The 12,969-nt window shown below is 59.4% G+C and carries 10 protein-coding genes; all 10 read left to right on the forward strand.

Features of this window, described 5'->3' with window-relative positions; all coding sequences use genetic code 11:
- Positions 1-104: 104 nt before the first annotated feature.
- The 10 genes from HBN98_RS09735 (at position 105) to HBN98_RS09780 (ending at position 12,918) form a co-directional block, all read left to right on the forward strand.
- Entirely contained in the window at positions 105-2,927 is a 2,823-nt protein-coding gene (locus HBN98_RS09735; protein ID WP_083367755.1) for an LPS-assembly protein LptD, read from the forward strand.
- Positions 2,908-4,224 (forward strand): peptidylprolyl isomerase, encoded by a 1,317-nt coding sequence (locus HBN98_RS09740; RefSeq protein ID WP_064589496.1) that lies wholly within the window; start codon positions 2,908-2,910, stop codon positions 4,222-4,224. The genes HBN98_RS09735 and HBN98_RS09740 overlap by 20 nt, the downstream gene beginning before the upstream one ends.
- Positions 4,221-5,210 carry a 4-hydroxythreonine-4-phosphate dehydrogenase PdxA gene (pdxA, locus tag HBN98_RS09745; protein WP_083367754.1) on the forward strand — a complete coding sequence of 330 codons (990 nt, stop codon included), beginning with the start codon at positions 4,221-4,223 and terminating at the stop codon, positions 5,208-5,210. Before HBN98_RS09740 ends, pdxA begins: the two co-directional genes overlap by 4 nt.
- Entirely contained in the window at positions 5,207-6,025 is an 819-nt protein-coding gene (gene rsmA, locus HBN98_RS09750) for a 16S rRNA (adenine(1518)-N(6)/adenine(1519)-N(6))-dimethyltransferase RsmA (protein WP_083367753.1), read from the forward strand. The genes pdxA and rsmA overlap by 4 nt, the downstream gene beginning before the upstream one ends.
- A 113-nt stretch (positions 6,026-6,138) precedes the next feature.
- Positions 6,139-6,519, forward strand: a complete 381-nt coding sequence (gene apaG / locus HBN98_RS09755) for a Co2+/Mg2+ efflux protein ApaG (RefSeq protein WP_064589499.1) — start codon at positions 6,139-6,141, stop codon at positions 6,517-6,519.
- Positions 6,519-7,400, forward strand: coding sequence for a symmetrical bis(5'-nucleosyl)-tetraphosphatase (locus tag HBN98_RS09760; RefSeq protein WP_083367752.1), 882 nt, complete (start codon positions 6,519-6,521; stop codon positions 7,398-7,400). Before apaG ends, HBN98_RS09760 begins: the two co-directional genes overlap by 1 nt.
- A gap of 33 nt (positions 7,401-7,433) precedes the next feature.
- The gene (gene glpE, locus HBN98_RS09765) at positions 7,434-7,763 is read left to right on the forward strand and encodes a thiosulfate sulfurtransferase GlpE (protein WP_083367751.1); all 330 of its coding nucleotides are present in this window, start codon (positions 7,434-7,436) and stop codon (positions 7,761-7,763) included.
- A gap of 294 nt (positions 7,764-8,057) precedes the next feature.
- Positions 8,058-9,980, forward strand: coding sequence for a PrkA family serine protein kinase (locus HBN98_RS09770; protein ID WP_003228848.1), 1,923 nt, complete (start codon positions 8,058-8,060; stop codon positions 9,978-9,980).
- 107 nt (positions 9,981-10,087) lie between these two features.
- Positions 10,088-11,359, forward strand: coding sequence for a YeaH/YhbH family protein (locus HBN98_RS09775; RefSeq protein ID WP_041070055.1), 1,272 nt, complete (start codon positions 10,088-10,090; stop codon positions 11,357-11,359).
- Positions 11,356-12,918 (forward strand): SpoVR family protein, encoded by a 1,563-nt coding sequence (locus HBN98_RS09780; protein WP_064589502.1) that lies wholly within the window; start codon positions 11,356-11,358, stop codon positions 12,916-12,918. The genes HBN98_RS09775 and HBN98_RS09780 overlap by 4 nt, the downstream gene beginning before the upstream one ends.
- Positions 12,919-12,969 lie beyond the last annotated feature (51 nt).

Here is a 12,969-nt window from a genome sequence, read left to right on the forward strand (position 1 = left end):
GTCAAGCGGGTCATGCTTTATTATCCAGCATCTTTTTCAGACCATCGAGAGGCGTGCGGCCCACACCGCGGGCAGATGGCACGCAGGAAGCCCGGACTAATAAGATGGCATTGAAATCCCCCGCGTTTCGTAAAAAATTTCCGTTGTTGGTAACCGGCAGTCTGCTGGCTATGCAACCTCTGGCCAGTCAATTCGTTGTTGCCGCCGAGCAGTATGACTGCGCCGTATCGGCAACGGGTGGCTGGGCGTGTGCGCCCAAGACGCCGGCGGCTGCATTGCCGCCGCGTCCGGTGCATGACGGCAGCGCTGTCAGCGCCGCCGGCGAAGCCCCGGCCCAGAACGGTTCCACATCCGACACCGGCGCCAAGCCTGTGCTGGTCACCCAAGCCAAGGGCCGCGGCCTGAAATCCCGTAGCGAAGACTACAGTCATCTCGACTGGGTTCCGCGCGAGAAGCTCACCGCCGCCCAATTGGCCGAGACCGGTCCTTACTGCTCTGGTTCCTATATCGAACCGATTCGTCCTGGCATGAATGACAAGACGAATAAAAGTGACGCACCGACCTTTATCGGCGCCAAGGCCTCGCGCTACAACACCGAAGATCAGGTGGGTACGCTGGCCGGCGACGTGGTCCTGCGTCAGGGCAGCATGCAGGTCGAGTCCGACGAGGCCAGCCTGTATCAGGCCGAGAGCCGCGCCGAACTCAACGGCGACGTACGCATCCGCGACAACGGTGCGCTGATCGTCGGCGACCACGCCGATGTGCAGCTCGACACCGGTGAAGCCAAGGTCGACAACGCCGAATACGTGATGCACAAATCGCGCATCCGCGGTAACGCGCTGTACGCCAAGCGTGCCGAAAACGCGATCATCCGCTTGAAGGACGGCACGTACACCACGTGCGAACCGAACAGCAATGCGTGGCAGCTCAAGGGCAACAACATCACCCTGAACCCGGCCACCGGTTTCGGTACCGCGACCAACGTGACGCTGCGGGTCAAGGACATTCCGATCCTGTACACGCCGTATATCTACTTCCCGATCGACGACCGTCGCCAGTCGGGTTTCCTGCCGCCGACCATCGGCACCGGCAGCGATACCGGCTTCATGCTGGTCACCCCGTACTACTTCAACCTGGCGCCGAACTACGATGCCACGTTGTATCCGCGCTATATGGAAAAGCATGGCTTGTTGATGGAAGGCGAATTCCGCTATCTGACCAAGTCCAGTGAAGGTCAATTCGGTGCTGCGTACCTGAACGACGAAAGTACCGAGCGCGACAAGCAGACCGACTCCAAAAAAACCCGCTACATGTACAACTGGCAACACACGGGTGGCCTGGACTCCCGAGTGCTCACACAAGTCGACTACACCAAGATCAGCGATCCGTACTACTTCCAGGATCTGCAGACCGACCAGATTGGTGTGAAATCCGCCGACTACGTTAACCAGCAAGGATCGATCTCCTATCGCGGTGACAGCTATGTAGCCCGATTGAACGCTCAGGCCTATCAACTGGCTACAGTTTCAAACATTACGCCGTATGATCGCTTGCCGCAGCTCACCCTAAATGGTCAGTTACCGTTCCACCCTCAAGGTTTGAACTTCGACTACGAGACCGAGCTAGTTCGTTTTGATCGGGACTTGAAAACCGGCAATTATACCGATGAAGATGGCGGGCCATTCAACGCAGATGGCACTGTTGGCACTCCGCGTCTGGACACCAACGTCTTCGGTCTGGCTCGCGCTAACGGCGATCGTCTGAATCTCGCACCGACAGTCAGCCTGCCGCTGAACTGGACCTATGGCTTCATCAAGCCATCGCTCAAGTATCAATACACCCAGTACCAACTGGACTTGGACAATAGAGGCAAGAACCAGATCGCGACGCAGGGTCCTGACGCCGACAAGCTACTTGGCACCTTTGGCAGCAATCAGAGCCGTGCCATTCCGATCGCCAGTATCGATAGCGGCCTGTACTTCGACCGCAAGACATCCTGGTTCGGTAAAGGCTATACCCAGACACTAGAGCCGCGCCTATTCTATCTCTATGTACCGGAGAAGGATCAGTCGGACATCCCGGTGTTCGATACCAGTGAAACCACGTTCAACTACTCCTCTCTGTTCCGCGATAACCGCTTCTCAGGCTCCGACCGAGTCGGCGACGAGAACAAGCTCTCGCTGGGCGTGACCAACCGCTGGATCGAGGACAACGGTTTCGAACGTCAACGCATCAGCATCGGCCAGGCGCTGTACTTCAAAGATCGTGAAGTACAACTGCCAGGTATTGATGCCAGAACCCGTGACGACGCCCATGCCAATGTGTCGCCATACGCGCTGGAATACGAATACCGCTGGAACCGCGACTGGCGCACCACTGCCGATTACAACTGGGACCCGGACAGCAGAAGCCCTCGTTCCGGCAGCGCGATGTTCCATTACCAGCCTGAAGACAACCCGAACAAAGTCATCAACGCGGGCTATCGCTATCGCAACGACCAGGTTCGTTACGACCAGAATACCGGTAAATGGACTGTCGGCGGTGGCGACTACGGCACCCCGGGCCAGCCTGGCTACGTGAAGGACTACTACAAGATCCAGCAGCATGACTTCTCGGTCATCTGGCCGATCGTTCCACAGTGGAGCGCGATCAGCCGCTGGCAGTACGACTACAACCGCAACCGTACGCTGGAAGCCTTCGGTGGTTTCGAGTACGACAACTGCTGCTGGAAACTGCGCCTGATCAACCGTTACTGGGTTTCCTACGACGAATTCAGTCAGGAAGCTCCGCAAAACGAAAAAGGCGACCACGGCGTCTTCCTCCAAATTGTTCTGAAGGGACTCGGCGGCTTGACTGGCGCCAAGGCAGAGAGCTTCCTCGACAAAGGCATCCAAGGTTATCGTCAACGTGAAGACCAAGCTTTCTGATTCTCTGCGCCCGCTGCTGCTGGGCGCGCTGTTCCTGGGTACTGCGGCCAACGCCGCAGTACAGTCCATCGATAAAGTGGTCGCGATCGTTGATAACGACGTAGTCATGCAGAGCCAACTGGACCAGCGTGTCCACGAAGTTCAGCAGACCATCGCCAAGCGTGGCGGCGGCATGCCGCCTCCGGGCGTGCTGGATCAACAGGTGCTTGAGCGTCTGATCGTCGAAAACCTGCAACTGCAGATCGGCGAGCGTTCCGGCATCCGCATTACCGATGAAGAGCTGAACCAGGCTGTTGGCACTATCGCTCAGCGTAACAACATGACTGTGGATCAATTCCGCGCGGCTCTGGCTCACGACGGTCTGTCCTACGACGACGCCCGTGACCAGATCAAGCGCGAAATGATCATCAGCCGTGTGCGTCAGCGCCGTGTGGCAGAACGTATCCAGGTCTCCGAGCAGGAAGTGAAGAACTTCCTCGCCTCCGACCTGGGCAAGATGCAATTGTCCGAAGAGCTGCACCTGGCCAACATCCTGATTCCTACGCCGGAAAGCGCCAATTCTGAAGCGATTCAGAACGCTTACCGTCAGGCGATGGACGTTTACCAGCAGCTCAAAAAAGGCACGGACTTCGGTCAACTGGCCGTTGCCAAGTCCGGCAGCGACAACGCGCTGGAAGGCGGCGACATGGGCTGGCGCAAAGCCGCGCAACTGCCACCGCCGTTCGACCGTGAACTGAGCAGCATGGCAGTTGGCGATATCACCCAACCTGCACGCACCCCGGGTGGCTTCATCATCCTCAAGTTGCTGGCCAAACGTGGTGGCGAAGCGCAGATGCGCGATGAGGTGCATGTGCGCCACATCCTGGTCAAGCCAAGCCCGATCCGCGACGAAGCCAAGACCAAAGCCCTGGTGCAATCGCTGTATGACCGCATCCTGGCCGGTGAAGACTTCGCTGAACTGGCGAAGAACTACTCCGAAGACCCGGGTTCGGCACTCAACGGCGGCGACCTGAACTGGATCGACCCGAACGCACTGGTACCGGAATTCCGCGAAGTGATGGCCAAGACCCCACAAGGTCAGCTGTCCAAGCCGTTCCAGACCCAGTACGGCTGGCATGTGCTGGAAGTCCTTGGCCGCCGCGCCACCGACAGCACGGCACAGGCCCGCGAGCAACAAGCGATGACCGTTCTGCGTAACAAAAAGTACGATGAAGAGCTGCAGAACTGGCTGCGTCAGATTCGTGAAGAAGCCTACGTAGAAATCAAACTCCCTGGTGCAGACCAGGCAGCGCAGTGAAACCCAAGCGTTTCGCGCTGACACCCGGCGAACCAGCCGGCATCGGTCCCGACCTGTGCCTGCTGCTCGCCTCGCAAGCCCAGCCACACCCCCTGATTGCCATCACCAGCCGCGACCTGCTCCTCGAGCGGGCCGCGCAGCTCGGGCTGGCCGTCACCTTGCTGGAGGTGGCGCCCGGTCACTGGCCGGACGCGCCGGCACCGGCAGGCAGCCTGTACGTCTGGGACACCTCGCTCAGCGCCCCCGTGGTTGCCGGGCAACTGGACAAGGCCAACGCCGCGTTCGTCCTCGAAACCCTGACCCGTGCCGGCAACGGCTGCCTCAACGGCGACTTCGCCGGGATGATCACCGCCCCTGTACACAAGGGCGTGATCAACGAATCCGGCATTGCCTTCTCCGGGCATACAGAGTTTCTGGCTGACCTGACCCATACCGCCCAAGTGGTGATGATGCTTGCCACCCGCGGTTTGCGCGTGGCACTGGTCACCACCCACCTGCCCCTGCGCGAGATTGCCGACGCCATCACACCGGAGCGGCTGGAGCGGGTCACGCGGATTCTGCACGCCGACCTGCAAGACAAATTCGGCATCGCCCGGCCACGCATCCTGGTTTGCGGACTCAACCCGCACGCCGGTGAAGGCGGGCATCTGGGCCATGAAGAAATCGACATCATCGAACCTACCTTAGAGCGCCTGCGCGGCGAGGGCATGGACCTTCGTGGCCCGCTGCCTGCCGACACTCTGTTTACCCCCAAATATCTGGAGCACTGCGACGCAGTGTTGGCGATGTACCACGACCAGGGCCTGCCCGTGCTGAAGTACAAAGGCTTCGGCGCCGCGGTCAACGTGACCCTCGGCCTGCCGATCATCCGCACCTCGGTTGACCACGGCACTGCCCTGGATCTGGCCGGCAGCGGCAAGATCGACACCGGCAGCCTGCAGGTCGCCCTGGAAACCGCTTACCAGATGGCCGAGACCCGTTTATGACCGAGCAATACCAACACAAGGCGCGCAAACGCTTTGGCCAGAACTTCCTGCACGATGCCGGCGTCATCGACCGCATCCTGCGCTCCATCAGCGCCAAGTCCGAAGACCGCCTGCTGGAAATCGGCCCGGGCCAGGGCGCGCTGACCGCCGGCCTGCTCAACTCCGGCGCGCAACTGGACGTGGTGGAGCTGGACAAGGATCTGATCCCGATCCTCAACCAGCAGTTTGCCGGCAAGAGCAATTTCAACCTGCATCAGGGCGATGCGTTGAAGTTCGACTTCAATACGCTGAATGCCGCACCGAACAGCCTGCGCGTGGTCGGCAACCTGCCGTACAACATCTCCACACCGCTGATCTTTCATCTGCTGAACAACGCCGGCATCATCCGTGACATGCACTTCATGCTGCAGAAGGAAGTGGTCGAGCGCCTGGCCGCCGGCCCGGGTGGCGGTGATTGGGGTCGCCTGTCGATCATGGTTCAGTACCACTGCCGCGTCGAACACCTGTTCAATGTCGGCCCGGGTGCGTTCAACCCGCCGCCGAAAGTCGACTCGGCCATCGTCCGTCTGGTGCCACACGCAGTCCTGCCACACCCGGCCAAGGATCATCGCCTGCTGGAGCGCGTTGTTCGCGAAGCCTTCAACCAGCGTCGCAAGACCCTGCGCAACACCCTCAAGCAATTGATGACCACCGCCGAGATCGAAGCCGCCGGCGTCGACGGCAGCCTGCGTCCGGAGCAACTGGACCTGGCCGCATTCGTGCGCCTGGCCGACAAGCTCGCCGAACAGGTCCCGGCCTCCCCTGCCGCCGACTGACCGGCGATGAACGCTATCGGGCAGGACGCCACTCTGGTTTACTGCCCGATACTTGCCTAGACTGACTCCCATCAGCTACGCCCCGCGTTCCGCTTTGCTTAAGGCCTTTTTGCATGTCCGATCCTCGTTATCAGGTCGACGTCAGTGTCGTTACCCACTACCTGGCAGACCAATCGCAACCCGAGCACGACCGCTTCGCCTTCGCCTACACCATCACCGTGCAGAACAACGGAGAGCAGCCGGCTCGCCTGATGTCGCGGCACTGGGTGATCACCGACGGTGACGGCCATGTCGAAGAGGTTCGCGGCGCAGGTGTCGTCGGCCAGCAACCGCTGATCGACGTTGGCCAAAGCCATACCTACAGCAGCGGCACAGTGATGACCACCAAGGTCGGCACCATGCAGGGCACCTACGAAATGGTCGCCACCGATGGCAAACATTTCGACGCGATCATCAAGCCTTTCCGCCTCGCCGTCCCCGGAGCCCTGCACTGATGACGACGTACGCCGTCGGCGACCTGCAAGGCTGCCTCGAACCGCTCAAATGCCTGCTCAAGCAAGTCGCGTTCGACCCGGCGCTCGATCGGCTGTGGCTGGTTGGCGATCTGGTCAACCGCGGCCCGCAATCGCTGGAGACCCTGCGCTTTCTCTATGGCATGCGCGAGTCACTGGTCTGCGTGCTCGGCAATCACGATCTGCACCTGCTTGCCGCCGCCAACAACATCGAGCGGCTGAAGAAGTCCGACACCCTGCGCGAGATTCTCGAAGCACCCGACGCCGCCGATCTGCTCGAGTGGCTGCGTCAGCAGAAACTCGTGCACTACGACGAACAACGCGAAGTCGCCATGGTCCACGCCGGCATTCCTCCGCAATGGTCGTTGCGCAAGGCCTTGAAGTACGCCGCCGAAGCCGAAGCGGCGCTGCGTGACGACAACCTGTTCCCGCTGTACCTCGATGGCATGTACGGCAACGAGCCGGCGAAATGGGACAGCGACCTCACCGGCGTCACCCGGCTGCGCGTCATCACCAACTACTTCACCCGCATGCGCTTCTGCACCGCCGACGGCAAGCTCGACCTCAAGAGCAAGGAAGGCCTCGACACCGCACCGCCGGGCTACAAACCGTGGTTCCTGCATAAAGAGCGCAAGACCCGCGGCCTGCGGATCATCTTCGGCCACTGGGCGGCATTGGAAGGCAATGTCCATGAACCGGGCATTTCGGCGCTGGACACCGGTTGTGTCTGGGGCGGCAGCCTGACCCTGATGAACGTCGACAGCGGCGAGCGCGTGTCATGCAAATGCGATGAACACGGCGGCCTTGCGCCAACCGTCGCACCACTTATCCCCGAAACGTCGCCAGTCAGCGCCCCGCGTTAGACTGCGCATTCTGCCGAGCTACAGGAACCCGCCATGAGCGAATTCAAACGAATCCCCCCGGAACAGGCCCAGGCCCTGCGCGAGCAGGGCGCCGTAGTGGTCGACATCCGCGATCCGCAAACCTATGCCGCACTGCACATCGCCGGCTCGACCCATCTGGACAACCATTCGATTTCGGAATTTATCCGCAACGCCGATCTCGACGCACCGCTGGTGGTGGTCTGCTACCACGGCAACTCCAGTCAGAACGCGGCCGCATACCTGATCAGCCAAGGCTTCTCCGACGTCTACAGCATGGACGGCGGCTTCGAGCTGTGGCGTACGACTTATCCGTCGGAAACCGCGCAAGGCACCGCCGAATAATTTTTTTGTTGCGCGCAGGCCCCGGCTGCCGTGGGCCCGCGCGGGGCAGACGAACGGTCTGCCACAACTAATTACGTATCTCGCCTTTACCTCCCGAATTCCCAACTATCCTTAAGCCCAGGCCATCCAAAACAGGGGAGAGCCGGTACACCGGCGTACGGGTCATCGGGAGTGACTTTCAAGGTTGTCGACCGCGAAAGTGTTCTGGGGGGTAAACAAGCGGCCACCGCGGCTGCTTGCCAGCATCGACTGAGTGATCCGGCGTCGGCTCCACGTATCGAGCGAGGTGACGTCATGAGTATCTTTAGCCACTTCCAACAACGCTTCGAGTCCACACGCCAGGAAGAACTCTCGCTGCAGGAGTACCTGGAACTGTGCAAAAAGGACCGCAGCGCTTACGTTTCCGCCGCCGAGCGTCTATTGATGGCCATCGGCGAACCCGAGCTGCTCGACACGTCGACCAACTCGCGGCTGTCGCGGATCTTCTCCAACAAGGTGATTCGTCGCTATCCGGCCTTTGAAGACTTCCACGGGATGGAAGAATGCATCGACCAGATCGTTTCGTATTTTCGCCATGCCGCCCAAGGCCTGGAAGAGAAGAAACAGATCCTCTACCTGCTCGGCCCCGTCGGTGGCGGTAAATCGTCCCTGGCCGAGAAGCTGAAACAGCTGATGGAAAAAGTGCCCTTCTACGCGATCAAGGGCTCGCCGGTATTCGAATCGCCCTTGGGTCTGTTCAACGCCACCGAAGATGGCGCGATCCTTGAGGAAGACTTCGGCATTCCACGGCGCTACCTGAACACCATCATGTCGCCGTGGGCGACCAAGCGCCTGGCCGAATTCGGCGGTGACATCAGTCAGTTCCGCGTGGTCAAGCTGTACCCGTCGATCCTCAACCAGATCGCCGTGGCCAAGACTGAACCGGGTGACGAGAACAACCAGGACATCTCGGCACTGGTGGGCAAGGTCGACATCCGCAAACTCGAGGAATACCCACAGAACGACGCCGACGCGTACAGCTATTCCGGTGCGCTGTGCCGGGCCAACCAGGGCCTGATGGAATTCGTCGAAATGTTCAAGGCACCGATCAAGGTGCTGCACCCATTGCTGACCGCCACCCAGGAGGGTAACTACAACAGTACCGAAGGTCTGGGGGCGATTCCGTTCACCGGGATCCTGCTTGCTCACTCCAACGAATCGGAGTGGCACACCTTCCGCAACAACAAGAACAACGAAGCTTTCATCGACCGGATCTACATCGTCAAGGTGCCGTACTGCCTGCGAGTCAGCGATGAGGTGAAGATCTACGACAAGTTGCTGTTCAACAGCTCCTTGGCCAAGGCCCACTGCGCACCCGATACCCTGAAGATGCTGGCGCAGTTCACCGTGCTGTCGCGCCTCAAGGAGCCAGAAAACTCCAACATCTATTCGAAGATGCGCGTCTACGACGGGGAAAACCTCAAGGACACCGATCCGAAAGCCAAGTCGATCCAGGAATACCGCGACTCGGCCGGCGTCGACGAGGGCATGAACGGTCTGTCGACCCGCTTTGCGTTCAAGATCCTGTCCAAGGTGTTCAACTTCGACCCGCATGAAATTGCCGCCAACCCGGTTCACCTGTTGTATGTGCTGGAACAGCAGATCGAACAGGAACAGTTCCAGGCCGAGACTCGCGAGCGGTATCTGCGCTACCTCAAGGAATACCTGGCGCCGCGTTATATCGAATTCATCGGCAAGGAGATCCAGACCGCTTATCTCGAGTCTTACAGCGAATACGGGCAGAACATTTTCGACCGCTACGTGCTGTATGCGGACTTCTGGATTCAGGATCAGGAATACCGCGATCCGGAGACCGGCGAGATCCTCAACCGCGTCGCGCTGAACGAAGAACTGGAGAAAATCGAGAAGCCGGCCGGCATCAGCAATCCGAAGGATTTCCGCAACGAAATCGTCAACTTCGTATTGCGCGCCCGGGCCAACAACAACGGCAAGAATCCGACCTGGCTCAGTTACGAGAAGCTGCGGGTGGTCATCGAGAAGAAAATGTTCTCGAACACCGAAGATCTGCTGCCAGTCATCAGCTTCAACGCCAAGGCCAGCAAAGAGGATCAGCAGAAACACAACGACTTCGTTACTCGAATGGTCGAACGCGGCTACACCGACAAACAGGTACGACTGCTGTCCGAATGGTACCTACGGGTCCGGAAATCGCAGTAAAACAGCGACAAGCCTCAAGCTACGAGCTGCAAGAAAAAAGCATGTGAACGCTGTGCTTCTACTTGCGGCTCGCCGCTCACAACTTGAAGCTGCCCGGAGGGCCACGTATGAGCTATGTGATCGACCGACGTCTCAATGGCAAGAACAAGAGCACGGTAAACCGCCAGCGTTTCCTGCGGCGTTACCGTGATCACATCAAGAAGGCTGTCGAAGAGGCGGTCAGCCGGCGCTCCATCACCGACATGGAGCACGGCGAACAGATCAGCATTCCCGGTCGCGACATCGACGAACCGGTGCTTCACCACGGCCGTGGCGGCAAGCAGACCGTGGTTCACCCCGGCAACAAGGAATTCACCGCCGGCGAGCACATCGCCAGGCCACCGGGCGGTGGCGGCGGACGCGGTCCAGGCAAGGCCGGTAATTCCGGCGAAGGCATGGACGAATTCGTCTTCCAGATTACTCAGGAAGAATTCCTCGAGTTCATGTTCGAAGATCTCGAACTGCCCAATCTGGTCAAACGCAACCTGAGCGGCACCGACACCTTCAAGACCGTGCGCGCGGGGATCAGCAACGAAGGCAATCCGTCACGGATCAACATCATTCGCACCCTGCGCTCGGCGCACGCCCGGCGCATTGCGCTGTCCGGCAGCAGTCGCGCCAAACTTCGCGAAGCCAAAGAGGAACTGGCGCGACTCAAACGGGAAGAACCGGATAACTTCGGCGATATTCAGGAACTCGAGGCGGAAATCGAGAAACTCAGCGCGCGCATTCACCGCGTGCCGTTCCTCGACACCTTCGACTTGAAATACAACCTGCTGGTCAAGCAACCCAACCCCAGCTCCAAAGCGGTGATGTTCTGCCTGATGGACGTTTCCGGTTCCATGACCCAGGCCACCAAGGACATCGCCAAGCGCTTTTTCATCCTGTTGTACCTGTTTCTCAAGCGTAACTACGACAAGATTGATGTGGTGTTCATCCGCCATCACACCAGCGCCCGGGAAGTGGACGAAGAGGAGTTCTTCTATTCACGGGAAACCGGCGGCACCATCGTTTCCAGCGCCCTGAAACTGATGCAGGAGATCATGGCCGAGCGTTATCCGAGCAACGAGTGGAACATCTACGCCGCGCAAGCCTCCGACGGCGACAACTGGAACGATGACTCGCCAATCTGCCGCGACATCCTGATCAACCAGATCATGCCGTTTGTGCAGTACTACACTTATGTGGAGATCACCCCACGCGAACACCAGGCCCTCTGGTACGAATACGAACGCATCGCCGAAGCCTTTTCCGACACGTTTGCCCAGCAGCAGCTGGTCTCGGCCGGGGATATCTATCCGGTCTTCCGTGAACTCTTCCAGCGCAGGTTAGTGACATGACCGCCAAAGAGCAGAAACGCCAACCCATCTCCACCGGCTCCGAATGGACGTTCGAGCTGATTCAGGCCTACGACCGCGAGATTGCCCGGATTGCGGCCGGCTACGCCCTGGATACCTATCCCAACCAGATCGAAGTGATCACCGCCGAGCAGATGATGGACGCCTATGCCTCGGTCGGCATGCCACTGGGCTATCACCACTGGTCTTACGGCAAACACTTCCTCAGTACCGAGAAATCCTACAGCCGCGGGCAGATGGGGCTGGCCTACGAGATCGTGATCAACTCCGACCCGTGCATCGCCTACCTGATGGAAGAAAACACCATCTGCATGCAGGCGCTGGTGGTGGCGCACGCGTGTTATGGCCACAACAGCTTCTTCAAGGGCAACTACCTGTTCCGCACCTGGACCGACGCCAGTTCGATTATCGATTACCTGGTGTTCGCCAAGCAGTACATCATGCAGTGCGAGGAGCGCCATGGCATTGATGCCGTGGAGGACCTGCTCGACTCCTGCCATGCGCTGATGAACTACGGCGTCGACCGCTACAAACGTCCTTATCCGATTTCAGCCGAAGAGGAGCGCCGGCGGCAAAAGGATCGCGAAGAACACATGCAGAAGCAGATCAACGATCTGTGGCGCACCATCCCCAAAGGTGCGGACAAATACAGCGACAAGGACAACGCGCGCTTCCCGGCCGAGCCGCAGGAAAACATCCTCTATTTCATCGAGAAACACGCGCCGCTGCTCGAGCCCTGGCAGCGGGAAATCGTGCGCATCGTGCGCAAGATCGCCCAATACTTCTATCCACAGCGCCAGACCCAAGTGATGAACGAAGGCTGGGCCACGTTCTGGCACTACACGCTGATGAACGACCTGTACGACGAAGGCCTGGTGACCGACGGGTTCATGATGGAGTTTCTCACCTCGCACACCAGCGTGGTGTTCCAGCCGGGCTTTGACAGCCCTTACTACAGCGGGATAAACCCTTATGCACTGGGTTTCGCGATGTATCGCGACATCCGTCGCATGTGCGAAGACCCGACCGAGGAGGACCGTCGCTGGTTCCCGGACATCGCCGGTTCCGACTGGCTGTCGAGCATCAAGTTCGCCATGAGCAGCTTCAAGGATGAGAGTTTCATCCTGCAGTACCTGTCACCCAAGGTCATCCGTGACCTCAAGCTGTTCAGCATCCTGGATGACGACCAGAAAGATGACCTGCTGGTGCCGGCGATCCACGACGAAACCGGGTACCGGATCATCCGCGAGACCCTCGCCGCACAGTACAACCTCGGCAACCGCGAGCCGAACGTGCAGATCTACAGCATCGACCGGCGTGGCGACCGTTCCCTGACCCTGCGTCATCAGCAGCACGACCGCAAACCCTTGGGCGATTCCACCGACGAGGTACTGAAACATCTGCACCGGTTGTGGGGCTTCGACATTCACCTGGAAACCCTGCAGGGCGACCAGATCATGAAAACCCACCACGTACCGCCACGCAGTGAACACAGCGAAGGGGATTACGGCAGGCTCGATCTGGCCGTGATTCATCTTTGATCCGGTTTTGGCCTCCGAAAGTCCGACGCAAGGGTTATCCTGTCGGGCCAA

The organism is Pseudomonas koreensis, from assembly GCF_012986595.1.
Taxonomy (GTDB): Bacteria; Pseudomonadota; Gammaproteobacteria; order Pseudomonadales; family Pseudomonadaceae; genus Aquipseudomonas; species Aquipseudomonas koreensis.